Source organism: Corallococcus sp. NCSPR001, from assembly GCF_017309135.1.
Classification (GTDB): Bacteria; Myxococcota; Myxococcia; order Myxococcales; family Myxococcaceae; genus Corallococcus.
Map to the genome: position 1 here is coordinate 3,427,358 of NZ_JAFIMS010000002.1, position 24,621 is coordinate 3,451,978.

Annotated in this window: 19 protein-coding genes; 9 read left to right on the forward strand and 10 right to left on the reverse strand. The window is 71.6% G+C overall.

Features of this window, described 5'->3' with window-relative positions:
- Nucleotides 1-6 precede the first annotated feature (6 nt).
- Nucleotides 7-1,287: a hypothetical protein gene (locus tag JYJ93_RS15915; RefSeq protein ID WP_206792225.1), complete on the reverse strand. Its 1,281-nt coding sequence runs from the start codon at nt 1,285-1,287 to the stop codon at nt 7-9.
- A 225-nt stretch (nt 1,288-1,512) separates the two neighbouring features.
- Complete coding sequence (locus JYJ93_RS15920) at nt 1,513-2,094, reverse strand: hypothetical protein (RefSeq protein WP_206792227.1); 582 nt, start codon at nt 2,092-2,094, stop codon at nt 1,513-1,515.
- Nucleotides 2,095-2,208: 114 nt separating this feature from the next.
- Here JYJ93_RS15920 and JYJ93_RS15925 point away from each other — a divergent pair, with 114 nt between their 5' ends.
- Nucleotides 2,209-4,434, forward strand: coding sequence for a serine/threonine-protein kinase (locus JYJ93_RS15925; RefSeq protein WP_206792229.1), 2,226 nt, complete (start codon nt 2,209-2,211; stop codon nt 4,432-4,434).
- Here the strand turns inward: JYJ93_RS15925 and JYJ93_RS15930 are convergent, their stop codons facing one another.
- Nucleotides 4,435-4,767, reverse strand: coding sequence for a rhodanese-like domain-containing protein (locus JYJ93_RS15930; RefSeq protein ID WP_120592508.1), 333 nt, complete (start codon nt 4,765-4,767; stop codon nt 4,435-4,437). It abuts the gene before it with no gap.
- A 100-nt stretch (nt 4,768-4,867) separates the two neighbouring features.
- Here JYJ93_RS15930 and JYJ93_RS15935 point away from each other — a divergent pair, with 100 nt between their 5' ends.
- The gene (locus JYJ93_RS15935; protein ID WP_206792231.1) at nt 4,868-5,251 is read left to right on the forward strand and encodes an iron-sulfur cluster assembly accessory protein; all 384 of its coding nucleotides are present in this window, start codon (nt 4,868-4,870) and stop codon (nt 5,249-5,251) included.
- Nucleotides 5,252-5,322: 71 nt separating this feature from the next.
- Here the strand turns inward: JYJ93_RS15935 and JYJ93_RS15940 are convergent, their stop codons facing one another.
- The 3 genes from JYJ93_RS15940 to JYJ93_RS15950 are packed head-to-tail and all read right to left on the reverse strand — an operon-like array spanning nt 5,323 to nt 7,463.
- Nucleotides 5,323-5,841: an acyl-CoA thioesterase gene (locus JYJ93_RS15940; protein ID WP_014398245.1), complete on the reverse strand. Its 519-nt coding sequence runs from the start codon at nt 5,839-5,841 to the stop codon at nt 5,323-5,325.
- A gap of 34 nt (nt 5,842-5,875) precedes the next feature.
- Nucleotides 5,876-6,631: a deoxynucleoside kinase gene (locus JYJ93_RS15945; RefSeq protein ID WP_206792233.1), complete on the reverse strand. Its 756-nt coding sequence runs from the start codon at nt 6,629-6,631 to the stop codon at nt 5,876-5,878.
- Between the two features lie 13 nt (nt 6,632-6,644).
- On the reverse strand, nt 6,645-7,463 hold the full coding sequence (locus tag JYJ93_RS15950; protein ID WP_206792235.1) for a glycerophosphodiester phosphodiesterase: 819 nt from the start codon (nt 7,461-7,463) through the stop codon (nt 6,645-6,647).
- Nucleotides 7,464-7,622: 159 nt separating this feature from the next.
- Here JYJ93_RS15950 and JYJ93_RS15955 point away from each other — a divergent pair, with 159 nt between their 5' ends.
- The 3 genes from JYJ93_RS15955 (at nt 7,623) to JYJ93_RS15965 (ending at nt 12,838) form a co-directional block, all read left to right on the forward strand.
- Nucleotides 7,623-8,681 carry a hypothetical protein gene (locus tag JYJ93_RS15955; RefSeq protein WP_206800721.1) on the forward strand — a complete coding sequence of 353 codons (1,059 nt, stop codon included), beginning with the start codon at nt 7,623-7,625 and terminating at the stop codon, nt 8,679-8,681.
- Between the two features lie 222 nt (nt 8,682-8,903).
- Nucleotides 8,904-11,873: a serine/threonine protein kinase gene (locus tag JYJ93_RS40060; RefSeq protein ID WP_242543824.1), complete on the forward strand. Its 2,970-nt coding sequence runs from the start codon at nt 8,904-8,906 to the stop codon at nt 11,871-11,873.
- 158 nt (nt 11,874-12,031) lie between these two features.
- A complete protein-coding gene (locus JYJ93_RS15965) occupies nt 12,032-12,838 on the forward strand; it encodes a hypothetical protein (protein ID WP_242543825.1) in 807 nt (268 codons plus the stop codon).
- A gap of 75 nt (nt 12,839-12,913) precedes the next feature.
- Here JYJ93_RS15965 and JYJ93_RS15970 read toward each other — a convergent pair whose 3' ends face one another.
- Entirely contained in the window at nt 12,914-14,098 is a 1,185-nt protein-coding gene (locus tag JYJ93_RS15970) for a hypothetical protein (protein WP_206792236.1), read from the reverse strand.
- A gap of 11 nt (nt 14,099-14,109) precedes the next feature.
- A complete protein-coding gene (locus JYJ93_RS15975; RefSeq protein WP_206792238.1) occupies nt 14,110-15,684 on the reverse strand; it encodes a hypothetical protein in 1,575 nt (524 codons plus the stop codon).
- 191 nt (nt 15,685-15,875) lie between these two features.
- Between JYJ93_RS15975 and JYJ93_RS15980 the strand changes: the two genes are divergently transcribed.
- Nucleotides 15,876-16,247, forward strand: a complete 372-nt coding sequence (locus JYJ93_RS15980) for a metallothionein (protein ID WP_206792240.1) — start codon at nt 15,876-15,878, stop codon at nt 16,245-16,247.
- 54 nt (nt 16,248-16,301) lie between these two features.
- Here the strand turns inward: JYJ93_RS15980 and JYJ93_RS15985 are convergent, their stop codons facing one another.
- Together JYJ93_RS15985 and nadA are read right to left on the reverse strand one after the other, a co-directional pair.
- The gene (locus tag JYJ93_RS15985; RefSeq protein WP_206792242.1) at nt 16,302-16,913 is read right to left on the reverse strand and encodes a hypothetical protein; all 612 of its coding nucleotides are present in this window, start codon (nt 16,911-16,913) and stop codon (nt 16,302-16,304) included.
- Between the two features lie 90 nt (nt 16,914-17,003).
- A complete protein-coding gene (nadA, locus tag JYJ93_RS15990) occupies nt 17,004-17,936 on the reverse strand; it encodes a quinolinate synthase NadA (RefSeq protein WP_206792244.1) in 933 nt (310 codons plus the stop codon).
- A gap of 378 nt (nt 17,937-18,314) precedes the next feature.
- Here nadA and JYJ93_RS15995 point away from each other — a divergent pair, with 378 nt between their 5' ends.
- Genes JYJ93_RS15995 through JYJ93_RS16005 form a run of 3 tightly spaced genes read left to right on the forward strand, consistent with a single transcriptional unit; the run spans nt 18,315 to nt 24,471 of the window.
- Nucleotides 18,315-20,762: a PilZ domain-containing protein gene (locus tag JYJ93_RS15995; RefSeq protein ID WP_206792246.1), complete on the forward strand. Its 2,448-nt coding sequence runs from the start codon at nt 18,315-18,317 to the stop codon at nt 20,760-20,762.
- A complete protein-coding gene (locus JYJ93_RS16000) occupies nt 20,762-21,547 on the forward strand; it encodes a methyltransferase domain-containing protein (protein WP_206792248.1) in 786 nt (261 codons plus the stop codon). Before JYJ93_RS15995 ends, JYJ93_RS16000 begins: the two co-directional genes overlap by 1 nt.
- A complete protein-coding gene (locus JYJ93_RS16005; protein WP_206792250.1) occupies nt 21,544-24,471 on the forward strand; it encodes an ATP-binding protein in 2,928 nt (975 codons plus the stop codon). Before JYJ93_RS16000 ends, JYJ93_RS16005 begins: the two co-directional genes overlap by 4 nt.
- Nucleotides 24,472-24,621: the final 150 nt, after the last annotated feature.

The following is a 24,621-nucleotide window of genomic DNA, read 5'->3' on the forward strand; positions in this document are numbered from 1 at the left end:
GTCTCCTCAACGGAAGCGGGTGGCGAGCTGCACCGACAGCTCGAGCGCGGGCGCCACGTCCCCCGGCCGGAGCGCCCGCTCCGCCTGGACCTGCGCCTTGAACGAATCCGCCAACAACACGTTGAAGCCCCCCGTCACCGAATGCCCTTCCGCCTGGATGCCACCCTGCAATTGCAGCGCCTCCGCCCCCACCGCCGGTTGAACCGCCCACCCCTCGCGGCCCACCGGAACCGTCCAGTAGGCCAGCACCGACTGCGACTGGAACGGCCCCAACGCCAGCCGGCCCACCGCCGCCTCGCCCGTCACGGACAGCCCCCAGAGGTTCACCTCCGCGTCCGCCGCCGTCGCGTACTGCTTCGTCCCGTCAATCACCTGCGTCAGGTACGTGCTCGTGCCCAGCGTGAGGAACTTGAACGGGCGGATGCTCAGCCGCGCGGAGCCGTCCTCGCTCAGCCGCTTCCCCGTGGAGTCCTCGCCGCCCTCGAAGAGGCCCGCGGAGAACTTCAGGCCCCACGCCTCCTTGAGGCGCATCTCGCCCATCACGCCCAGCCGCCGCCCGCCCAGGGCGTTCGTCTCCGTGAGGTAGTCCTCCACCAGGCCGCGCTCCTGGATGGGCAGCCGCCACGCCGACTCCTGCGAGCGCTGCAGGAAGGGTGACTTGAAGCGGCCCGCGTACAGCCGCAGGCGCTTGTCGTCGTCCGCCAGCCGCACGAACGCGTCCTTCAGAATCGTCTTGGAGGCGAGATCCGCGCTCACCTCCGCTTCCAGGTTGGACAGCGACGCGGCCACGCCCACGCGCGCGGACTCGATGCCCAGGTCGCGCTCGTACTTCTGGCGCTCGTCCGCGGCGCCGCGCGCGAACACGCGGCCGAACACGCGGATCCGCTGCTGGGGCCCGCCCTTGTCGTCCACCTTGTCCGCTTCGGCGGGCGCCTCGCCCAGCGTGTCCGCCTTGGGGCCCGTGTCCTTCTTCTTCTTCTTGCCCGGCACCGCCGCGTCCGGCACGGGCGCGTTCGGCTCGGCCACCTGCTCCGGCGAGCCCATGACGGGCCCCTGCGAGCCGCCTGGCATCGCCTGCGCCACCGCGCCTTCCAGCGCGTCCCCTGTCCCGTCCCGCGGCTTGTCCGCGTCGTCGTCCCCGGAGACCTCGAGCGGCCGGTCCACACCCTCCGCCGCCGTGTCCTCGTCCGGTTCCGGCGCCGCGCTCGCGACCGCCGGCAGGCCCAGGAGGACCGCGACGAGCAGTCCGCGCCGCCACCCCTTTTCCTCCAGCCCCGTCCCGCCCATGCCCGATGTCTCCCCGCCCCGGAAATGCCCCACGCCGTACGACCCGACGCCTGCTCCCCTGTGCAACCCCGGTGCCCAGGGCATTGACGTGCACTGCCGGACATCCGGAAGCGGCGCGCGGGGTGGATGCCCCGTGACGTGGCCGTGACGGGCCCCAACCTGGGAAGACTTTTTCCCTCCCGGGGGCCCGCATGGCTGTAACGCCGGACTGTAAGAAGGGCGGTGTTACCGATCAGCGGGCGGGTCCGCCGGCGGGGCGGATCCACCTTCCGGCGGGGTTTCCAGGGGCGCCTGGGGCAGGGGAGGGATGGGGTGCTCCGGCGTGACGCCTCGCCGCGTGACGGCGTGGAGCACCCGCGCCAGCAGGAGCCCTCCGGCGATGGCCATCAGCACGCGCCAGACCCTGGGTGGAACAGGAGGCTCGCTCACGGTGAAGCGCGCGTGGGCCGCCTTGGGGCGGGTGGTGAGGAAGCGCACGTCCACGTCCCACGCGCCGGCCTCGTCGGGGACGAACTCGGTGCTCCAACCCACGGCGTCGCGCGTCAGCGTGCGCGTCACCTGGCCCGGCACGCCTTCCCGGGAGAACGCGACCGTGACGGCGCCCTGGAAGGGGGGGCCCTGGAGGTTTCCCACCGACAGCGTCAACCGCAGGGGCTCGCCCGGGCGGGGGACGGCGGGGGTGAGGACGCCGCTGAGCTGGTCCTCCGCGTCCCGCCAGGAGAGGGACAGCAGCTCCCCCTTGCGCTCGACCTTGATCTGATCCGCCGCGGGAGCCGCGACGGCATGCAGGGCCAGCAGGCAGGTCATGACGACCCACCCCAGCAAGGTGTCCCTGCGGCTTTGCCTCATGGACCGCTGTCCCCTAAGATGCGCTGCCCTGTCACCCTTCACTGAGCCCGCTCCCCCCGGGGAGTCCCCGGGATGAACCCTCAAGCATTCGGGAAATACCAGCTCCTCAAGAAGCTCGCCACGGGCGGCATGGCCGAAGTCTGGCTTGCGCGTCAGACCGGCATCGAAGGCTTCCAGAAGGAACTCGTCGTCAAGCGCATCCTCCCGCACCTCGCGGAGGACCGCGAGTTCGTGGAGATGTTCAAGAACGAGGCGCTGATCGCCGCGCGCTTCAACCATCCGAACATCGCGCAGGTCTACGAATTCGGCGAGGCCAACGGCACCTATTACATCGCCATGGAGTTCATCCACGGCGAGGACCTGGGCCGGGTCATGCGCAAGGCCAGCGGGATGAACCAGTGGATCGCCCGTCCGCTGGCCATCCGCATCGTCGCGTCCGCGTGCGAAGGCCTCTTCTACGCGCACAGCCGCACGGATGACCGCGGCCAGCCGCTCAACGTGGTGCACCGCGACATCAGCCCGCAGAACATCCTGATCAGCTTCGATGGTTCGGTGAAGCTGGTGGACTTCGGCATCGCGAAGGCCGCGGATCAGGCGTCGATGACGAAGTCCGGCGCCATCAAGGGCAAGTTCGCGTACATGGCGCCCGAGCAGGCCGCGGGCAAGCACCTGGACCGGCGCGCGGACATCTTCGCCATCGGCCTGGTGCTGTACGAGATGCTCACCGGGCACCGGCCGCTCAAGAAGGACTCGGAGCTGGCCACGCTGCAGGCGGCCATGGAGTGCGCCATCCCGTCCCCGTCCGAGGTGGCCGACGTGCCCCGGGACATGGACCACGTGGTGATGCGCGCCCTGGCCAAGAGCGCGGATGACCGCTACGACAACGCGCGCGAGTTCCAGATGGCGCTGGAGGAGCTGCTCGTCAACGAGCGCTGGCTCGTCACCTCCGGGCAGATTTCGGAGCTGATGAAGACGCTCTTCGCGGAGCGCCTGGAGGAGGAGCTGCGCCAGGGCCAGTTCGTGCCCGTGGGCGAGGACTCCAACACCTCGCCGCCCCGGCCGCCCCCGGACATGAGCTGGGACGCCCCTCCGGGCGAGTCGCCTTCGCAGTCGCGCGAGCGCTCGCGGGCCGGCTCCACCCGCACGGGCGCCGCGCCCCGCCGCGCCACGGGCATGTCGCCCGCGCTGGCGGAGGATCCGAACGAGTACGACGCGCCGTCGCTCACCGGCGTGGAGCCGCAGCCCCGGCGCCGCTCCAGTGTGTCGGAGCCGGCCGCCCGCCGCGGCACGTCCACCAGCAACCCGAACGCGACGCAGATCGCCCGCACGAACTCGCGCTCGGACCTGCGCAGCCAGTCCGTGGACGACGTCCCGCCGCCCCGGCGCACGATGTCGCGCGGGGCGCCGGTGTCGGAGCCGCCCATGCGTTCGCGCTCGGGCGTGCACCGCATGGAGCTGGAGGACGACGAGCGCACGCGCCTGCCGCCCCCGGAGGATGATCCGGAGACGGAGCCCGCGCCCGCGCCGCCGCCCCCGCGACGGCGCACCAGCACCAGCCAGGCCGCGCTGGATCCGCCGCGCCGCCGCACCTCCAGCCGCGTGGACGCCCCGCGCCCGCGCCCGGTGGCCCCGCCGGTGGACGACGAGGACTCCGGCGAGCGCCGCCCGTCGCGCTCCAGCGCCCCCGCGCTGCCGGAGCCGCCGAGGGCCCGGGGTGGCAGCGTCCGCGCGCTGGTGACGGTGGGCCTCGTCGTGGGCGTGCTCGCGATGGTCGTGCTCTTCCGCGAGCCCATCATGCTGGCGCTCACGTCCAAGGCCGCGGACGCGCAGGGCGTGTGGCTCACGGTGAACACCAACCAGCCGGTGAAGGTGTCCGTGCGGCACACAGAGCGCTGCAACAGCCCGGAGCCGGTGACGATGCTGGGCACCGCGCCGCTCACGCGCGTGCAGGGCGCCCACCTGCAGGACACGCTCATCCTGGAGAACGACGCCCAGGGCATCTACCTGGAGGACTCGGAGGAGCTCGCGTTCGGCCAGCCCGGCGAGCTGAAGACCTTCGAGCGCAGCTTCAAGGAGGGCACCCTCCGTCTGAAGATCCTGCCCAAGAATGTGACGGGCCTGTCTGTCTACCGGAACAACCAGCTCATCGGGAACGCGAGCACGACGCTGAAGCTGATGGAGGGCAAGCACATCCTGGAGCTGCGCGGCGCCAAGCTGAAGGAACCGGTGACGTTCGAGGCGAAGGTCAGCCCCAGCGAGGTGACCGACCAGACGCTCAACCTGGACACGGCGATGTAGCTAGTAGCGCGGCAGGGCCGGGTCCACGGTGCGCGAGTACAGGTCGATGCCGCCCTGGAGCGACACGGCCTGAAGGCCCCGGTCGATGAGGTACGCGGCGCCGTCCAGGCTGCGCACCCCGTGGTGGCAGTAGACGACCACGGGGCGGCCCCGGAAGGACTCCAGCTGCTCGTGGAAGTCCTCCAGCTCCGGCAGGGGCATCAGCACCGAGCCGGGCAGGGCGACCCACTCGTGCTCGTGCGGGAAGCGCACATCCACCAGCACGGGGCGTGACTCGGGAGGGCCGGCCAGGCGCCGGGCCAGCTCGGCGGGGGTGATTTCAGGGATGGGCATGGGGGTTATCTTCTGTTGAGCCGGGAAGGGGCCCGTCAGGTCCCTTGGCTTTTCTGGCGCCAGGGCGTTATGAGGCGCCGTCTACGAGGAGATGAAGCACATGGATACTTCTACCGCCGTCGCCGGCACCACGCCGGCCTCCCAGCCCGCCGCTTCCGCGCCCGTCCTCCTGACGGCCGCCGCCATCGCCCAGGTGAAGACGGTCATCCAGGCCCAGGGCTTCCAGGGCTACTTCTTCTCCATCCGCGTGGTGCCCTCCGGCTGCAGCGGCCTGGGCTACGACCTGAACCTCGTCAAGGAGACGAAGGCCGGCGACCAGACGTGGGAGCAGGACGGCGTCACCATCGCCACCGACGCGCTGAGCGCCCAGTATCTCGCGGGCACGCACATCGACTACGTCACCAGCATCACCGGCGCGGGCTTCAAGTTCGAAAACCCCAACGCCAAGTCGTCCTGCGGCTGCGGGACGTCGTTCACCACCTGATTCGCCGACTCAGGGTGTGAGAAGGGCCGGGATGGGACGCCAGGCAGGCGTGCCCCCGGCCCTTCGTGCGTTCAGGCGCCGGCCACGGGCTTCATCACCTTCATCCAGTTCTGCTCGCCCTGGCCTCGGTTGCGGCGCTGGGCGCGGCGGGCCTCCGCCTCCTGGAAGGCCTGGCGCTCCGCGTCCGACTCCAGGAGCAGCGGCGGCACGGGCACGCCCTTGCCATCCTGGCCCTGCGCGACGAACGTCAAGAGCGCGCTGGTGGTGAGGTGCCGCTCACCGGTGAGCGGGTTCTCCGCGTGCACGGTGACGCCCACCTCCAAGGAGGTGCGGAACGCCGCGAGCACGCGCGAGTGCAGGAGGGCAATCCAGCCCACGCGGATGGGGGCGTGGAAGTGCAGGTCGTCCATGGACGCCGTCACCACGACCTGACGGCAGTGGCGCTGGGCGGCCACGGCGCCGCAGATGTCGATCCACTGCATCACCTTCCCGCCGAACGCGGCGTTCAGGTTGTTGGCGTCCGGCGGGAGGATGAGCTGCGTCATCACCACTTCGGAGTCGCGCGGGCTCTTGGGGCTGAGGTCGTGCATGGCGCGACCGAGCGTGCCACGAAACAGCGCCGCGTCAGGCGAGGAATGCGGAGACGCGGTCCATGAACTCCTCTCGGCCCGCGCCCTTGCGGATGTCCGACTTGGAGACGTCCACCACCAGGCACTCCACGCCGTACTTCTCCTGGAGCACCTGGGGGAAGCCCGCGTAGTAGCCGTTGAGGCCCTTGAGGAAGGGCCGCCCGATGCCCTTCTCCTCCGCGCGGCCGCGCGTGCGGATGCGCTGGAGCAGCACCTCCTCCGACGGCACGTCGAAGCAGATGACCTTGTCCGGCCGCACGATGTGGCGCGACAGCCGCTGGAAGTACTCGTAGTACAGGTCCAGCTCCGCGTTCGTCATGTGCCCCAGGCCGTGCAGGTACTTGGCGAAGATCTCCGGGTCCTCGTAGAGCGTGCGGTCCTGCACGCAGCTCTTCCTGACGGAGTGGATGAGCTCGTGGTGCTCCACGCGCCGGATGAGGAACTCCAGCTGCAGCGTGAACGACCACCGCGACATGTCGCCGTAGTAGTCACGCAGGAAGCGGTTGTCGATGACGGGCTCGTCGAAGAGCTCGAAGCCGAAGCCCTGGCTGATGAGCTTCGCGGCCGTCGTCTTGCCCGCGCCGATGTTGCCCGCGAGCGCCACGAAGCGCTTGGCGCGCGGCACCTTCACCTTGAGCTTGAGGGCGTTGCGAGCGGGCTTCTTTTCGGCGTCGGCCGGAGGCGGCGCCGGGGTCGAGGGCGGCTCGGTGCGGGACGTCGCCGGACGCGCGCGGGCGGTGGAGCGGGGCATGGAGCCCGAAGGCTTAACCCGGCTTTCCAGAGGCGTCCATTCGCTGGCGGAGCAGGTCCGGCCGGTCGGTCATGATGCCGCCAATGCGCTCGGAGATGAGCCGGTCCATCTCCGCCGGATCATCCACCGTCCACACGTTGATCCACTTGCCGCGCTCGGCCGCGGCCTTGAGCAGCACGTCGTCCACCAGCCGCACCTCGCCGAAGTACAGCGGCATGTCGAGCACCTGGAAGCGCGCGTCCTCCGGCGGCGCCTCGCCCGCCTTGAGCGCCAGGACGAACGCGGCCAGCGCGTCGCGGGGGTAGAAGTGGCACGCGTCCGGCAGCTTTTCGTACAGCCGCTCCGCGATGACGTCCTGCTCGCTGCCCAGGCAGACGCGGCCCAGGGCCTCCTCCTCGGTCAGCAGGCGGGCGAGCACTTCTTCCGCGCCCGGCACGTCCGGCTTGAGCTCCACGTTGAGGCGCAGGGTGGGGAAGGCGCGCAGCACCTCGCGCAGCGTGGGCAGGCGCACGCCCTGGCCCCGGAAGGGGAAGGTGCGGCCGTCATCCGGCGTGAAGCGGTGGCCCGCGTCCAGCTTGCGCAGCTCCGCCAGCGTCAGCGCCGCGAGCGGACCTTCCCCGTCGGTGCAGCGCTCCAGCGTGTCGTCGTGCGCGACGATGACTTCACCATCGCGCGACAGGTGCACGTCCAGTTCCAGCATGTCCGTGCGGTGCGTGTGGACGGCGCGCTGGAAGGCCTCCAGCGTGTTCTCCGGCGCGAGCAGCGCTCCGCCGCGGTGCGCGATGTGGAGCGTGGGCTTCAGCCCATGAAGAAACGTGTCGCGCGGCAGCATGATCCACCTATTCCTGAATTGACGACGATGTCACGGACAGGGCTTCGGTCCGTTCCTTGCCGGCCCCAGTCAGCCACCGGTATAAGGGCCTGAATCCTCAGCCCGACCGGCGTCGGACTTCAACCACCTCGGCGCCCTTCACCCCCCGGAGAATTTCAAATGGAACTGCGCACGAAGCTGGGCGCCGCGGCCCTCCTGGCTGCCGCGGCGATGGCCACAGCGGCCGGCTGTGGCGGTCGTGACGACGACAACCCCACTCCCACCCCCGACGCCGGCTGCACGGGCGTCTGCAGCACCGACGCTGGCTCTGACGCGGGCACGAACACCGACGCGGGCTCTGACGCGGGCACCGGCGACGCCGGCACGGCCAACCAGATCGCCGCGACGCGCAAGCTGTCGTTCGGCACCAAGGCGACGCTGCGCAACGTGGTCGTCACCGACGTGGACTACGAGAAGCTGGGCAACGACGGCAAGCAGTGGCGCTCGTTCTTCTGGGTGACGGATCCGGCCGCTCCGACGGAGGGCCTCTACATCACCAAGTTCTATGACGACGTGCCGGACACCTACCGTCCGCAGCCGGGCAACACCATCGACGTCGAGGGCTTCTTCGGCACCGAGCCGAACTACCAGCCGTTTAGCGGCCGCCGTCACCACCTGGCGAACGACTACCGCAACAACCAGAAGCTCAACATCACCGTGAAGTCCGACGCGGGCATCGACGCCCGGCCGGCGGCCAACGAGGTGACGGCGGAGCAGCTGCAGGCGTCGCTCGCGGCGGCCCAGGCCACCGCGCCCTACGTGGGCACGCGCGTGCACCTGGCCGGTCCGCTCACGCTGACCAACCCGCAGCCCTCCCAGCTCCAGCGCCTGGACAAGGAAGACGCGGGCACCCTCTTCTACGGCTTCGAGGTCACCGGCGGCATCCTCGTCTACCACGACAAGACCCGCTCCCGGACCTTCAGCGACGGCGGCACGTTCGAGGGCTGCGACTTCCAGAAGGCGGCCCTGGATGGCGGCGCGGTGACCTTCCCCAACGGCATCAGCGGCGTCTGGGACACCTACACGTTCGCGGGCTGCACCAACGGCAGCTCCGACATCACCGGTTGCGGCGACAATGACCGGGACAGCGGCGTGCCGGGCACCGACCAGCGCTACACCTACACCCTCATCCCGCAGGGCTGCGAAGACCTGCCGGGCGAAGTGGCGGCCCCGCAGTAATCCGCCTTTCCGCCTGACGCTTTCCCAAGTCCGCCTCCCAGGGCCCGCGTGCCCTGGGGGGCGGTCGTGTTTCAGGGGCCGGGGCCCGAAAGTTCGCGTGCCCGGCCGGGCCTGCCTAGAGTCCCGCGCCGGGCGGGTCGGACGGCTCCCCCCGGGGCGGGAATGCAGGTAGGCTCCGGACACGCTTCAAAGTTCCACCCGCGGCCCGCACCTTCCAAGTCCTTGAGCTCGCCCCAGACGGCCACCCCGTTCGGCAGATACCTGCTCATCAAGCGCCTCGCGCTGGGTGGGATGGCGGAGCTTTTCCTGGCGCACAAGCCGCCGGACCCGACGCTGGTGGTCATCAAGCGGATCCTCCCGTACCTCTCCGAGGAGCCGGAGTTCGTCCAGATGTTCCTGGACGAGGCGCGCATCGCCGCCCAGCTCCATCACCCCAACATCGTGCAGGTGCACGAGCTGGGGATCGAGGGCGACAACATCTTCATCTGCATGGAGTACGTGGAGGGCGTGGACCTGCGCCGCGTGCTCGCGGAGGAGTTCAAGTTCGGCGCGTCCATGCCGTACGGCGTCGCGGCGAAGATCTGCGCGGCCATCGCCGCGGGCCTGGACCACGCGCACTTCAGCCGCGGCGTGGATGGGCGCCCGCTGGAGCTGATCCACCGGGATGTCTCTCCGCAGAACGTGATGATCTCCTACGACGGGCGCGTGAAGCTCGTCGACTTCGGCATCGCCAAGGCCGGCGCGTTCATGGAGCGCAGCAAGCCGGGCGTCATCAAGGGGAAGTTCCTCTACCTCTCCCCCGAGCAGATTCTCCAGGAGCGGTTGGACCACCGGGCGGACATCTACGCGCTGGGGGTGATGCTCTACGAAATCACCACCGGCAAGCAGCCCTTCCACCGCCCCACCACGGAAGGCATCCTCTACGCCATCCGCTACGAGGAGCCGCCGCCGCCGCACCTGGTGCGCCCGGACTACCCGGAGGCGCTGTCGCGCATCGTGATGCGGTGCCTGGTGAAGGACCGCACCCAGCGTTACCAGCGTGCTTCCGAAGTTCGCGACGACCTGCAGGCGTTCCTCGCGTCCGGCGTGCTCAAGCAGAGCCTGGACGTGGTGGGGTACATCGCGCGGCTGCTGGGGGCGAAGGAGGAGCGCACGGTGCTCCACATCCCCCCGGCGAAGCGCGCGGGCCGGCACGAGGCCACCCTGCCGCTGCCGTCCCTGCGCACGCCGCTGCCGCCTCCGGTGCCGGATTTGCCGGAGGACACCGCCGCGCGCACGCTGCCCCTGGCCGACGCGGAGGACACCGCCGCGCGCACGCTGCCCCTGTCGGATGTGGAGGACACGTCGTCGCGCACGTCTCCGCTCGACGAGGACACGGGCGCGCGCACGCTGCCGCTGGGCGGGACGGCGTCGCCACCCCGGGGGCCCTCGGCGCTGACGCCCGTGGGGCTGGTGTCCCGGCCTCCCGCGCGCAGGCCCACCGCGGAATCCGCGGCGCTGCGCGCCTGGGACGCGGAAGAGGGGGAGCCGGAGACGCAGATGGCGCGGCCGCGCGACCTGCCCTCGGGCCACGACGACGACGATGACGGCGAGTCCACCGCGGTCGGGACGATGCCCGGCGCTCCCTCTCCGCGCCGCCACCTGGAGCCCGTGTTCGAGGCGGAGGCCTGGGACGAGGAGGAGGCGCAGGAGGAGGACGACGAGGGCGACTCCACCGTGCCGCTGCGCGCGCGCCGTCCCCGGCCCGTCGCGCCCACGCCCGCACCCGCGCGGCGCGGCCCTTCGGAGGCCACCGCGCGCTCCGGCTCGGGAGAGCGGGGCGGGGGAGACCGTTCGAGGCGTCCGTCTTCTGGCGTGGCCATGCCTCGTGGGACGGGTGCCGGGGATGATCCGTTCGCGCCCACGGCGCGCCGCTCGCCGGAGGGGCGCGCCGCGACGCCGCCCCCTGGCCCGCGCCGCTCGGGCATGGCGTCCGCCAACGACGGCCGCTCCGAGCCGCTGTCGTCTGGCCCCCGGCGCATGGGCGACGATGGCCGGTCCGAGCCTTTGTCCTCGGGCCCCCGGCGCATGGGCGATGATGGCCGGTCCGAGCCTTTGTCCTCGGGCCCTCGCCGCATGGGCGACGATGGCCGGTCTGATCCACTGTCCTCTGGTGCTCGCCGCATGGGCGACGACGGCCGGTCCGAGCCTTTGTCCTCGGGCCCCCGGCGCATGGGCGACGACGGACGTGTGTCGCAGCCTCCGGGCCCGCGACGGGGCGCCTCGGCGTCCAGCGATGCGAACCGCTCCGCGCCGTCCGGAAACCCGGGGGCTCGCAACATCCGGCCGCCGCCGCGTCCTTCACCCGAGGACGACGAACGCTTCAACACCGACCCGGGACCCTCCGGGGTGAGCCTCACGGACCCGACGCCCGTCACGACCGGAGACCCGGACGACGACGAGTCCACCATCGGGTTCCAGGCGCCGCGAAGGCCACCGCCCCGGCGGGCCGTGCGCGCGCCCGTCGACGAGGACGAGAACCACGACGACGCGGGGCCCGACACGCTCGACGCCTCCCGGTCGCCCCAGCGCTCGCGAGCCATCCTGGTGGTGGCGGGCGTGGTGCTCGTGGCCGTGCTCGGCCTGGGGCTCGCGTGGATGATGGGCCTCTTCAGTCCGGAAGCGCAGGCGCCGCCCGCGCCCATGAAGGGGTCTCCGGCGGGAGGCCCGGCGCGGCCCGGTCCCCAGGGAACGGCTCCCGTGAAGGCGCCCACGCCACCCGCTGCTGTCGCGGCCGAAGCCGCGCCGACGAAGCCCGCTGAACCCGCCCTCGCGGACCCCACCGCGCGGCAGCAGCCCGTTGAACCCGCCCTCGCGGACACCGCCGCGAGCCCGCCGGACGCGGGAGTCGCGGTGGCCGCGGCGGGCACCGAAGCCGCGACCCCGCCTTCCGTGGAGACGGCGGTCCCCACCGAGCCCCCACCCCCCGCCACCGTGGAGGTCCGCTTCGAGGCCCCGGTGCGCACCGTGCTCGGCCGGCCGGGGGGCGGAAAGCTGCCCATCAACCAGGTCGTCGCCCTGGCTCCCGGCCCGCTTCGCGTCCAGTACACCTGCCCGGGAAAGCGTGCACCTCGGGGTATCGAGACCTACAACGTCCGACCTGTAACCGGGGAACTCCAGACGCTCCGGGTCCCATGCCGCAGGCGGCGCTAATTGGCACGGCGACTTACGCGTATGCGGCATCCGCACCCCCCGGAGGACACGTAGGACCGGGTAAGCTTGAGTGCCCTTAAGTCGTTGGAATTCCTTGGCTTTCCACCAAGCGGGCGCGTTTACACATGTCAGAGGGGTCCGTAGACTCCGGCCCCTCTATGGCTCGCGCGAAGAAGCAGAAGAACATCAACCGACAGAGGACCTACCCCGCGGGGAGGGTGGCCCGGCAGCTCCCGGTCGCCCCAGAGCCCAACCGACTGGTGAAGGTGTGGCGGCGCGTATTGGAGCGCCGGCTGCGCACGCGGCTGCGGGGGAAGGTGGCGGTGGAGATCCACGACAACACCCACACGATGCTGACGTTCCAACGCCAGCGGGCGCTGTGGCGGCTGCGGCTGCACCACATGTTCCTGGCGGCGCCGGACGACGTGCTCCAGGCGCTCGCGAGCTTCGTGCGCAAGGGGGACCCGGACGCCAGCGCGCTCCTGGACCGCTACATCGAGCGCAACCGCATCTTCATCCGCCGGCTGTCCCCGGCGCAGATGCGCAAGCGGCTGCGGCTGTCCCCGGTGGGGCGCTACCACGACCTCGGCCGCATCTATGAGCGGCTCAACGAGCGCTACTTCCAGAGCCGCATCGACGCGGCCATCACCTACGGGCCGGCGCCCCGGGTGAAGGGGCCTCGCAAGAGCATCAAGATGGGCTCGTACTCGGCGGACTCGAAGGTCATCCGCATCCACCCGGCGTTGGATCAGCCGCTGGTGCCCCGGTACTTCGTGGAGTGGATCGTCTTCCACGAGATGCTGCACCACGTCTACCGCGCCCGCCGGGGCGAGGACGGCCGGCGCTGCATCCACCCGCCGGAGTTGATGGAGCACGAGAAGCGCTTCCACGACTACCAGCGGGCGCTCGCCTGGGAGCGGGAGAACCTGGACCTGCTCCTGTGCGCCCGCACGGAGCAGCTCTGACGCAAGCGGGCCCGCTCCCGGGGCGCCTTCGAGGCGTCCGGGACGCGGGCCCTCCCGCCGGCCCCGAAAGCGTTGTCAGGGCAGGATGAGGCCGCCGGGGCTGCGCCGCTCGCCCGTGGGGGCGGCGGGAGGCGCCTCGGGGGCCGGGGCGCCCTGCGCCGCCTGGGCCTGGGCACCCGCCGCGGCCAGGACCACGACCTTGGCGAAGAGCGTCTCCGCGAAGAGCGAGAAGGGCTCGTCGAGCCCGTGGAAGAGGCGCCGCGCCTCGCCCCTCGCGATGTCCGCCTGGAGCGCCCGCGCGGTCGCGTCGAAGAAGGCCGCCATGCGCCACAGGCGGCGCGCGTAGCGCTGGCGCACCTCCGGGGTGAAGAAGGCCCTGGCCGCATCCAGCACCTTCTGCCGCACCTGTTGCTGGCGCTGGGGCCCGCTCAACGCCAGCGGGCTCGAAGCGAGCGCCTGCACCTGCTCCATCAGGCTCTGCATCTGCTCCTCGGGCGGCATCCACTCGGCCATCTCCGGCGTCGCGTGGAGCTGATCGCCCTCCAGGGCGCGGCGCACGTCGTCGGGCTCGGGGGCGGGGAGGGGCTCGGGTTCCTGGGGATGCACCCCGTGGTGGCGCAGCGCGGCCTCCAGGTCCGGCGGGAAGGGCGTGCGGGTGCGCAGGTTGAGGGCCGCGGCCTCGGCGAGCAGCCGGGCTCCCTCCTCGCGGGAGACCTCCATGCCGAAGCCGTTCTTCAGCCCGTGCTTGAGGATGCGGCGGATGTCCCCCCGGCTCTGCTCGGTGCGGGTGAGCTCCAGCACACCCTGCTCATCCGACGCGATGACCTGGAGCAGCTCCACGCCGCCGCGCACCACGCGCGTGAGCAGCAGGCCGTACTGCCCCGCCGACGACACCACCGTCACCAGCGTGGGCAGCGTCTCCGGGGCCGGCGCCGGGGCCGCCTCCCTGGGCGCTTCCGCCGGGGTGACGCCGCGCGAGCGCAGCCGGTAGAGCGCCTTCTTCGCGGCCTTGGCCAGCGGCTTCACCGGCGAAGCGGACAGGGCCTCCGGCAGCGCCACCTGGCCCGCCAGCACGGCGGCCTCCAGCACCGCGCCCGCCAGGGCCTCGGGCAGGGCCTCCACGGCCGCGGGTGTCGCGGCGCCCACGTCGTCCGCGAGCCTCCGGGCCCGGGCGACGTCCGCCTCCGGGAAGGCGGGCAGGGGTGTGCCGGCGCGCAACGCATCCAGCAGGGGACGGGGCTCGGTGGAGGCAGGGCTCATGCGCCGGGTTTCTACTTCACGCCCTGCCGCCGCCGCACCAGCCAGCTCCCTCCGCTCTGTCCCACGATGACCAGTTCCGACTGGAGCCGCGCGCCGAAGACGCGCGACGGATGCGCCCCGCGCACCAGGAAGTGGTCGTACCAGCGGCCCTGCGTCGCGTAGTCCATCTCCTGCGGCCGCCACTCGGAGGGGAAGGTGGGCGGCACCTCCCCCCGGTAGCGCAGCGGCGAGTGGGGCGTGGTGGCGAAGGTGAAGTTGGGCACCCCGCCGCGCTCACGCGCCACCACCGCCGCGGCGTGGATGAAGACGGGGAAGCGCACCACGCTGGAGCGCGGGTCGAACACCAGCCCCATCACCCTCGGCCGGTTCGCGGCCAGCTCGGCCAGCGCCTCCAGCTCCCGGGCCTCCTGGGAGAAGCGCTGGAAGCCGCGCCCCATCACGAAGGCCAGCAGCAGCGCGCTCGCCGCCGCCGCGAGCCCCAACGGCCGCCGCCACTCCGCGCGCGCGGCCGGCATGCTCGCCACCAGCAGCGCCGCAGCCAGGTGCGCGTAGCGCGTGTTGAGGTAGTAGACGTAGCCCCGGATGTCGAAGGGCAGGAGGAAGTACAGCGCCAGGGCCAGCAGCCCCAGCCCCAGCAGCCTCCAGCGCGCCACCATGCCCTCGCGGCGCGTCCCCGGCCCCACGAGCCCCAGCACCCAGCCCGCCACCGCCACCGCGCTTACGGCGTACAGCGGCCAGCGGTCCGAGCCGTCGTGGAACGTATTGGCGAGCACCTGGAAGAACTCCGCGCGGTTCTGCTCGAAGCCCTTCCACGCCAGGTTCTGCGGCGAGAACGTGGGCCCCCACGCCTTCCACGGCGCGCCCGGCTGGATGTCCGGCGGGTTGCCGAAGCGCAGCACCACCCACGACAGGAAGAGCGTCACGCCGGGCACCACGCCCAGGAGCGCCGGCACGCGAGGCCGCAGCCGGGCCACGACGCCTTGCGCCGCCGCGTCCTCCGGCACCGGCGTGGTGAAGAGCAGCCACGGCAGCCCGAACGCCAGGAACCCGAAGGCCTGCACGTGGAAGAGCAGCACCGCCACCAGGCACACCGCCAGCCCCACGCCCCAGCGCGTCCGGCGGGGCGCGTCCGTCAGCGTCCGCACGAAGAGGCCGCAGCACACGAGCGTCAGCGGCAGGGCCGCCAGGTAGTTGATGAAGCCCCAGCCGAAGCTGTCCCCGTACGCGAGCGGCAGCGTGAGCAGCGCGGGCCATGACGGCCGGCCCAGGCTCCGCAACAGGAAGGCCATGCCCAGCGGCATCCCCACCACGTACGCGGTGAGGAAGACGCGGTTGGCCAGCTCCAGCGGCAACAGCCAGTTGAGCGCGCTGACGAGGTAATAGTAGCCCAGGTACGGCGTCAGCTCGTGCCGCGCCGCGAACAGCGTGGGGTAGAGCGTCGTCGGGTCGTCCAGCCGGTGCAGCACCGAGATGAGGTACAGGTGCTGCGGCAGGTCCACCATGGGCAGGAGGCGCGACACCCAGAGCGGGAGCGCCCCCAGGACGAGCGCGGCGACAAAGGCGATGCGGACAGTTCGGTTCGTCACGGGCAGGAGGGCGCGGACTGTACGCGCGCGCCCCCGCGCCGGGCGAGCGCACCGTGGGCACCGTGGGCTCTGTCGACGGGTAGGCAAAGGTGCGTGCGAATGCCTTGGCAGGGGGAATGCCCTGCGCTATAGGCCGGAGCGGCGGGCGCCTCCCCCCAGTCTTCCCCGGGCCTTCGCCAAGGAGAGCGGACATGGCACGCAGCGCGACGTTGATGACCGCGGGTTTGCTGCTGGGAGGCCTCTGGCTCCTGCCCACCAGCGCCCAGGCCTGCGAGGCCCACGCGAAGGCCGCCGCGTCCAAGGGCACCACGCCCCAGACGCCGGCCCCGGAGGCGAAGCAGGACGACGCGCCGCGCCCGCTGGAGGAACTGGACCGGCTGCTGACGGCGAAGTGCTCCTGCGGCAGCAAGGCGGACTGCACCTGCAAGCGCGGCAAGTGCGAGTGCTCCAAGTGCTCGGGCCGTCATGCGCCGCGCCAGGTGACGGACGCGCTGCGCGGCCGCCCCGCCACGCAGGAGCTCCAGGAGGCGCGCAACGACGCCTCCGCCGGCATCTTCATCTGAAACGAAAAGGGGGCCCGTGAAAGGGCCCCCGTGGGGAACACCGGCTGCGGTGGCTCAGGCCGCCGGGCTGGAGGAGCGCCCGCGCGGGGCAGGGACTCCACCCTCGGCCACGAGCACCGGCCAGCCTCGCGCCATGGCCTCGCGGAAGAAGGCCGCCAGCTCGTGCCGGCTGGTGTTCACCGCGCCCTGGAACGGGTCGATGAGGGCCTCTTCGCCCAGGCTCTCCTGCGAGGACAGCTGCACCGGGTTGCCGCAGCGCTCGCAGCGGATGGACACCTGGCGCACCAGGGCCACCGGCACCGCGTAGCGGGCGCCGCACTGGCCGCACTTCCACACCAGCGCGCGCTCGCCGGCCTCCCGGCGGGCCATCAGCTCCAGCTCATCCGCCAGGCGCAGCAGCGCGGGCAGGTCCTGGGGCGGCTGGGCGAAGACCGCGCTGGGGCCAAAGCCCTTGCCCGGCGAGCCCAGGGCCGGGGGCCGGTCCCCCTGCAGCAGGGCGCGCAGGCGGTCGCGGGCTTTCAGGTCGCGGAACTCGGCGCCGGCGAGGGCGCGCTCCACGGCCTCGTGCACCGGGGGCAGGTCCGGCTCGAGGCGCTCTTCGTCCGGCAGGGTCTTGGGGAAGTCCACCAGCCGGTGGGCGGGAAGTGCGAGAAATCGGAAGGCCACGTCCCTTCCATGGCACTTGGGCCCGCCGTCCGCAAGACGCGAGTTGCCAAACGTGGGACGCGGGCGACAGTCCCCGCGCCCCTGCTTCGCTCAGGCGGACCACTCCAGCATCCGCTGCAAGGGGGCGAGCGCCGCGTGCTGCAGGTCCGCCGGCAGCACCAGCTCCGGCGTCCGGTCCCTCATGCAGCGGTAGAGCTTCTCCAGCGTGTTGAGGCGCATGTACGGGCACTCGTTGCACGCGCACCCGTTGTCCGGCGGCGCCGGGATGTACGTCTTGTCCGGCGCGGCCTTCTTCATCTGGTGGAGGATGCCGGCCTCCGTCACCACGATGAACTTCTTCTTCGGGCTCTTCACCACGTAATCCAGGATGGCCTTGGTGGAGCCGATGAAGTCCGCGTGCCGCAGCACCTGCTGCTCGCACTCCGGGTGGGCCACCACCTCCGCGTCCGGGTGCTCCACCTTCAGCCCCACGAGCTTCTTCTCGCTGAAGATTTCATGGACGATGCAGCTGCCCGGCCACAGCACCATGTCGCGGCCCGTCTGCTTCATCACGTGCCGGCCCAGGTGTTGATCCGGCGCGAAGAGGATGGGGCGGTCCTTCGGAATCTGGTTCACGATGCGCACGGCGTTGGACGACGTGCAGATGACGTCGCTCATCGCCTTCACCGCGGCGGAGCTGTTCACGTAGGACACCACGAAGGCGTCCGGGTGTTTGTCCTTGAACGCCTTGAAGGCCGCGGGCGGGCACCGGTCCGACAAAGAGCAGCCGGCCTTGAGGTCCGGAAGCAGCACCTGTCGGCTGGGATTCAGAATCTTGGCGGTCTCCGCCATGAAGTGCACACCGCAGAAAACGATGACGTCGGCTTCCGTCCGCGCCGCCGCCTGCGCCAGCGCCAGGCTGTCACCGACGAAGTCGGCCACGTCCTGCACCTCGCTCTCCTGGTAGTAGTGCGCCAGGATGACCGCGTTCATGGAGCGCTTCAGCTCCCGGATTCCCGCCTCGTAATCCACCGTCTCGCCCATGGGGGGCCTCCTCGTCGCCCGCGCATTCTGTAACGGCGTTCGCGGCGTGGGGCCAGCGCGCTCATGAGGCCCCGTGCGTGCGTCCCTACCCACCAAGGGGTCCCGGGCGACCGCGCGTCTTTAACCTATTCCGAAAAGTCCTCTCACCCCCGCGTACATCACCTAATCCATAGGAGCAGGTAAAGTACGCAGTGGTTGTTCGCCGGCGGCTCACCGGGAAGGCGTTTCAGCGCGGGCCCGCTGGGGAACAAGAGAGAGCACCTGGCTCGGACACTCAAGACATGCGGATGGCGGGACGGGGCGCGTGCGAGCCCCGCGTCGACGGGAATGGCGCCATGCACGAGCGCCGGTGTGGCTCTTGCGCGTCGGGGGAAATCCATGAGCGTGCCGACTACTCACGAAGTCCTCATCGTCCACCCCAACGAGATGCGTCGAAACGCGCTGAAGTCCGCGTTGAACGCGCACCGGGTCTCGGTGGTGGGTTCACAGCTGGAAGCCACGCGGCGCATGGAGGCGACCGCACCCACGTTGATCATCGCGCCCGCGGACAACGCGCGCCGCTTCCTGCGGCACGTGGACCGCGCGGCGCCAGAGGCCGTCTGCGTGTTCGTCTGCGCGCGGTCGGATCAACACGGGCTGGAGGAACTGGTGGAGACGGCCGCGGAGGGGCACGTCTTCAGCACGGTGGATGACGCGCTGACCGAGGGCGAGCTGAAGACGCGCCTGCGCGACATCCTCCAACTGCGCGCCTCCACGCGCGTGTCCCTGGATGCCGGGATGCGCGTGGACTTCCTTCTTCACGGCCAGGCCTTCAGCGCGGAGTGCCAGGACCTGGGCCACTTCGGCGCCGCGCTCCAGGTCCCCATGGACGCGTCGCTGGCGGCCTTCCTGCCGGGCACGCCGCTGGACTCGCTGACCATGCTGCGCGACGGACGGCCCGTGCTGCACGTGGCCCGCGCCTACGTGCGCCACGCCTCCCCCGTCCAGCAGGGGACGCACGCGTTCCTGCGCGTGGGCATCTCCTGGCGGCTCGCGCAGGACGCGTCCACCTCCGCCCCGCCGCGCACGCTGCGGGACGCGGTGGCGGTGCAGGCCGCGCTGCGCAAGGCGCTGAGGCGCGAGTTGCCCGTGTGGCTGCATCCGGCGGACAGCCAGACGGCGCACTTCCAGCTGGAGTCCGCCACGGTGGAGCCCTCCGATGAACGGGGCCACCTGCGCGGGCAGGTGTCCTCCGCGCTGCCCGCGAGCGTGGGGGAGGTGGTCCACCTCTCCTTCGAGATGGGCGGCCAGCGCTACCGCGGCGTCACCAGCATGCTCCACGTGGGGCCGGACGGCGTGACGCTGGGGATGCCCCGCTCACTCGCGGTGGAGAACCGGCGCGGGCAGCCGCGCTTCCGCCCCAGCGCGCAGCACCGCTTCCTCGTGCACTTCACCTCGCCGTTCAGCGGCCAGCGCATCACCCGCGCGGTGCTGGACCTGGGCGTGCGCGGGCTCTCCTTCCCCATCGACGCGTCGTGCGAGGTGCTGCCGGTGGGCTCGCGCCTGGACACCACGCTGATGCTGCCGGACGGCTCGGAGGTGGCGTGCCGCGTGGAGGTGCGTTCGGTGGACGTCGTCCCCTTCGAGTCCCGGCAGGATCAGCGCCTGCGGCCCTACCGCTGCGGCGTGCGCATCCTGGACATGCCGCGCGCGGTGCGCGACGCCATCGTGGACGCGTTCGTGGACGCCAGGGCCCCCCAGGTCCGCGACGGCGCGGTGTTCCGCTTCCCGGACGTCTGGCGGATGATGCAGGACGCCCACTACACCTTCCACCCGGACCACCCCTTCGGCGAGGAGTCCCGCGTCCTGCCCGTGCTGGAGGCGACGCACGAGCGGCTGGGCCGCTCGCGCGAGCTGGGGCGCTCGCTCGTCTTCACGGATGAGCACCGGCTGTTGGGGCACGTCAACGGCCTGCGCATGTACTCCGGCACGTGGCTGGTGCAGCACCTGGCCGTGATGCCCGGCTTCCGGCGCAGCGAGCAGATCTCCAGCGAGCTCACCTCGCTCGCGGTGGAGGTGGGCGAGGCCATGGAGGACGTGGAGTTCATCCGCTACATGTGGCGCACCGACAACCGGTGGCCGCACCGGCTGGGCACGTGGCTGGCGCGCGTGCTGGAGGGGCAGGGGCTGTGCCACCTGCGCCAGTTCCACTACCTGCGCGCGGACCTGTCCCAGATGCCCACCGTGGACGCGGAGGCGCTGCCGGCCGTGCGCGAGGCGGGCCCGGCGGACCGCCAGTGGCTGGAGTCCTACCTGCGCCGCCGGGGGGAGATGGTGCGCCTGCTCAGCGAGGACCTGGGCGCGGACCCCGGCCCGGAGTCCACGTTGGGCGCGCGCTTCCGGGCCGCGGGCCTGCACCGGGAGCGGCGGATGTTCGTGGTGGACGGGGACGCCGGCCCGCTCGCGCTGGCGCTCCAGGACGAGGCCACGCCGGGCCTGAGCCTCATTGAGGTCACCAACGGCTTCAACCTGGTGGTGGCGGACCGCGCGCACCCTCGCGCGAAGGACGCGGTGTCGGCGCTGGCACTGCGCTGCATGGCGCACGCGCGTGAGCGGGGCCGGGCTTCCGCGCTGGGCATGGTGGACCCGCTGGACGTGCCGGTGCTGGCCGCCTGGGGCTTCGCGGACCAGGGCCTCTTCTCCGAGTGGACCTTCCACCGCTCCATGGTGCGCCGCTGGTGCGAGGCCTGGCGCTCGCTCTTCGAGCGGCAGATGCCCATGCGGCGCCCGAGACACCGGGCCGCCGTCCAGGCCGCGGCGTTCGTCCAGAAGCAGGAGGCGCGCTGATGTACCTCATGGAATCCGCCGGCGAGTCCCGCCGCCTGCTGGAGCAGGAGCAGTCCCAGGACACGCGCGACATGCTCGTCCGCACGGGCCTCAAGCCGGGGGACCGCGCGCTGGACGCCGGCTGCGGCCCCGGCGGCATCGCCGAACTGATGGCGGAGCGGGTGGGGGAGGGCGGCCACGTCACCGGCGTGGAGCTGCACGAGGGCCGCATCGCGGAGGCGCGCGCGCGCAACGGCCACCACCCGAACCTGACGTTCCTCCAGGCGGACGTGCGCACCACGGGCCTGCCCCCGGACGCGTTCGATTATGCGTGGAGCCAGTACGTCTTCGAGTACCTGCCGGACCGGGACGTCGCGCTCGCGGAGCTCATCCGCGTGACGCGGCCCGGGGGGCGGGTGGTGGTGTCCGACATCGACGGGCTGGGCTTCCAGAACTGGCCCTTCCCGGAGCACCTGCGCGTGGGCACCCAGCGCATCGTGGACGCCCTGGCGGCGCGCGGGTTCGACCTGTACGTGGGCCGCAAGCTGTATTCTGAGTTCCGCCGCGCGGGGCTCACGGACGTGCGGGTCCACCTGATGCCCTTCTATCTCTCCCCGGGTGCCGCGGAGGCGCGGCTCGTGCGCGACTGGAAGACGCGCTTCGAGGCATTGGCGCCGGTGGGCGCGGCCGTGCTGGGCGGGCCCGAGGCCTACCAGGCGCACTGCGCTGACTTCCTGGCCATGCTCGAGGACCCGGAGGGACTGAAGTACGCGGTGACACTGGTCACCGAAGGAACGAAGCCGTGACCCAACGCCTGCCGGCGGTGAAGGTGCAGGACGTGTCCGCGGACAACGCCCCCGAGGTCAGCGTCCGCGCCACGTCCACGCTGCTGCTCTACTTCGAGCACCGCTTTGGCGCGGAGCGGCTCTCCCGGGTGTGGCGCGAACATGGGTTCAGCCTGGGGCTGGACTACATGCGCCAGCCCACCAACTACGTCTCGCTGCGCTTCCTGGAGCGCGTGGCGGCGGCGCTGCGCGAGGACTCCGGCGACTCGCGCTTCATGCGCGAGGCGGGCCTCTTCACCGCGTCGCCGCAGGCGCTGGGCTTCGTCTTCTACATGCTGCGCGCCTTCGGCTCGCCCAAGGCCTGCTACAAGCAGACCATCGACTTCTCCCCCAGCTACAACCGGGTGGGGGCGTTCGCGGTGGACCTGCTGGAGCACAAGCGGCTCAAGCTGTCCTACCGCAGCAGCATCCCGGAGCAGAACCGCAACATCTGCGAGCTGCGCATGGGCCAGTTCGCGTCCTTCCCCACCATCTGGGGCCTGGCGCCCGCGGAGGTGCGGGAGACGGAGTGCCAGGTGCTGGGCGGCCACGCGTGCCGCTACCACCTCACCTGGACGGACCCGCCCACGCTCTGGGGCCACTACCTGGGCCTGCTCCTGGGCATGGTGAGCGGGCTGTTGGCCACGCACCTGGGCTGGGGGGACGCGCTCTTCTCCGTGGCGTCGCTGGGCATGGGCGGCTTCGCGCTGGGCGGATGGCTGGACCGCTGGCGCGAAATCAAGCGCAAGGACGAGCTGCTCGCGGCGCAGGCCCAGGCGAACATGGGCTCCCTGCGGGAGTTGCAGCAGCGCTACGACGAGGTCTTCGGCAGCAACGTGGCGCTGGAGGACCGCGTCGTCGCGCGCACGCGGGAGTTGTCCGAGGCCAACGAGAAGCTGGAGGCCGCGCTCGTCAAGCAGCGGGAGCAGGACCGGCTGAAGACGGAGTTCTTCGACAACGTGAGCCATGAGCTGCGCACGCCGCTCACGCTCATCCTGCTGTCGCTGGACGCGCTCCAGAAGGAGCCGGAGTCGCTGCCCACGGTGGTGCGGCAGCACCTGGTGACGCTGGACCGCAGCACGCAGCGGCTCTTGAGGCTCATCGACAACCTGCTCAACCTGGCGCAATTGGAGGCGGGCAAGGTGCGGCTGCGCTACCAGCCGCTGGAGCTGCACGCGTTCCTGTCCTCGCAGCTCTTGCCCTTCCGCACCGTGGCGGAGAAGCAGGGGCTCACCCTCACGCTGGAGGGCGGGCCGGTGTCGCCGGTGCACGCGGACGCGGAGCGGATTGAAGGCGTGTTCCACAACCTGGTCTCCAACGCGCTCAAGTTCACCCCGGCCGGCGGCACCATCGCGGTGCGGCTGCGCGAGGACGACACGGACGTGCACGTGGAGGTGGTGGACACCGGGCAGGGCATGGCGCCCGCGGACCTGGCCGTCATCTTCGACCGCTTCGCCCAGGCGGACACGACGGGCACGCGGCGCTTCGGGGGCAGCGGCATCGGACTGGCGCTGGTGAAGGAGACGCTGGCCCTGCACGCGGGCGCCATCGAGGTGTCGAGTACGCCGGGGCAGGGCTCCAGCTTCCGCGTGCGGCTGCCCAAGGGCACCCAGCACCTGCGCGAGGACCTGCGCGAGCGCCGCGCCACGGACCTGCCCACGCGCCGCGAGCGCCGCAGCTCCGGCCGCTTCGCCACCGTGCTGGCCGCCACCGTCGCCGGGGCGCAGCGCCCCACGGAGCCGCAGGACCACACGCGCGCGGACTCCAAGGCCCCGCGCATCCTGGTGGTGGAGGACGACGCGGAGATCCGCGCCTTCATCGCGGACATCCTCGCGCCCAGCTACCGGGTGCTGGAGGCCACCAACGGGGAGGAGGGCGTGCGCCGCGCGCTGGAGGAGCGGCCGGACCTGGTGGTGTCCGACGTGATGATGCCGGTGCAGTCCGGCTTGAACCTCCTGGTGCAGCTGCGCTCCCATGCGCAGACGGTGGACATGCCCGTCATCCTGCTCACCGCGCGCCAGGAGGTCTCCGCCAAGGTGGAGGCCCTGGGCGCGGGCGCCAATGACTACCTGGGCAAGCCCTTCAGCCCGCGCGAGCTGCTGGCGCGCGTGGAGACGCAGCTGCGCCTGCGCGAGGCGGCTGTGCGCGCGGCGGAGAACGAGCGGCTGGCGGCCATCGGCCTGCTCACCTCCGGCTTCGCGCATGAAGTGCGAAACCCCCTCAACGGGCTGATGAACGCGCTCATCCCCTTGAAGGAGGTCGTGCTGGGCAAGCAGACGGGCGGGGACCCCGACCTGGGCCCGGCGATGCTGGAGGTGATGGAGGAGTGCGGCCAGCGCATCCGCCACCTGGCGGAGTCGCTCCTGTCCTTCGTGCGCACGGCGGAGAAGCCGGTGGCGGTGCGGCTGGACACGGCGCTCGACTCCACGCTCAACGTGCTGGGCTGGCGCGTCCCCCCGGACGTCGTGGTGGAGCGCGCCTACCAGTGCGCGGAGCCCATCTGGGGCGATCCGGGCACCCTCAACCAGGTGTGGCTCAACCTGCTGGACAACGCCCTGCGCGCGGTGGGCGACGCCGGCCGCGTGGTGGTGGAGACGGCCCAGCAGGGCGACGAGGCGCTCGTCACCATCCAGGACACCGGCGTGGGCATCCGCCCGGAGGACCTGGAGCGGCTCTTCCAGCCCTTCTTCTCCACCCGGGCCGCGGGTGAAGGCACGGGCCTGGGCCTGGCGCTCAGCCGCAGGATCATCCTGCAGCACGGCGGCCGCATCCACATCACCAGCCAGATGGGCAAGGGCACGCGCGTGGAGGTCCGGCTGCCCCTGCGCCCCGCGCACGCGGAGCCCCTGGCCCAGACCCCCACCACGGGTGCGAGTCGCGGCCGGTGGCCTCGGCGGCTCGGCTGACGCGCCCGGCCACGGAGGGCGGGGGGACGGAGGGCTGCTCGCGCAGGGAGCGGGAATTCCCATGGACGCGGGGTGTCCTCTGTCCTCGCCGAGGGCGGGACTCCTGTTACAGTCGCGCGACTTTTCGTACCCCCCTCACAGACATCCGTT

Excerpts from the sequence above, each read along its gene's own strand:
- JYJ93_RS15915 (WP_206792225.1), bottom strand. The coding sequence starts at position 1,287 with ATGGGCGGGACGGGGCTGGAGGAAAAGGGGTGGCGGCGCGGACTGCTC.
- JYJ93_RS15920 (WP_206792227.1), bottom strand. The coding sequence starts at position 2,094 with ATGACCTGCCTGCTGGCCCTGCATGCCGTCGCGGCTCCCGCGGCGGAT.
- JYJ93_RS15925 (WP_206792229.1), top strand. The coding sequence starts at position 2,209 with ATGAACCCTCAAGCATTCGGGAAATACCAGCTCCTCAAGAAGCTCGCC.
- JYJ93_RS15930 (WP_120592508.1), bottom strand. The coding sequence starts at position 4,767 with ATGCCCATCCCTGAAATCACCCCCGCCGAGCTGGCCCGGCGCCTGGCC.
- JYJ93_RS15935 (WP_206792231.1), top strand. The coding sequence starts at position 4,868 with ATGGATACTTCTACCGCCGTCGCCGGCACCACGCCGGCCTCCCAGCCC.
- JYJ93_RS15940 (WP_014398245.1), bottom strand. The coding sequence starts at position 5,841 with ATGCACGACCTCAGCCCCAAGAGCCCGCGCGACTCCGAAGTGGTGATG.
- JYJ93_RS15945 (WP_206792233.1), bottom strand. The coding sequence starts at position 6,631 with ATGCCCCGCTCCACCGCCCGCGCGCGTCCGGCGACGTCCCGCACCGAG.
- JYJ93_RS15950 (WP_206792235.1), bottom strand. The coding sequence starts at position 7,463 with ATGCTGCCGCGCGACACGTTTCTTCATGGGCTGAAGCCCACGCTCCAC.
- JYJ93_RS15955 (WP_206800721.1), top strand. The coding sequence starts at position 7,623 with ATGGAACTGCGCACGAAGCTGGGCGCCGCGGCCCTCCTGGCTGCCGCG.
- JYJ93_RS15965 (WP_242543825.1), top strand. The coding sequence starts at position 12,032 with ATGGCTCGCGCGAAGAAGCAGAAGAACATCAACCGACAGAGGACCTAC.
- JYJ93_RS15970 (WP_206792236.1), bottom strand. The coding sequence starts at position 14,098 with ATGAGCCCTGCCTCCACCGAGCCCCGTCCCCTGCTGGATGCGTTGCGC.
- JYJ93_RS15980 (WP_206792240.1), top strand. The coding sequence starts at position 15,876 with ATGGCACGCAGCGCGACGTTGATGACCGCGGGTTTGCTGCTGGGAGGC.
- nadA (WP_206792244.1), bottom strand. The coding sequence starts at position 17,936 with ATGGGCGAGACGGTGGATTACGAGGCGGGAATCCGGGAGCTGAAGCGC.
- JYJ93_RS15995 (WP_206792246.1), top strand. The coding sequence starts at position 18,315 with ATGAGCGTGCCGACTACTCACGAAGTCCTCATCGTCCACCCCAACGAG.
- JYJ93_RS16000 (WP_206792248.1), top strand. The coding sequence starts at position 20,762 with ATGTACCTCATGGAATCCGCCGGCGAGTCCCGCCGCCTGCTGGAGCAG.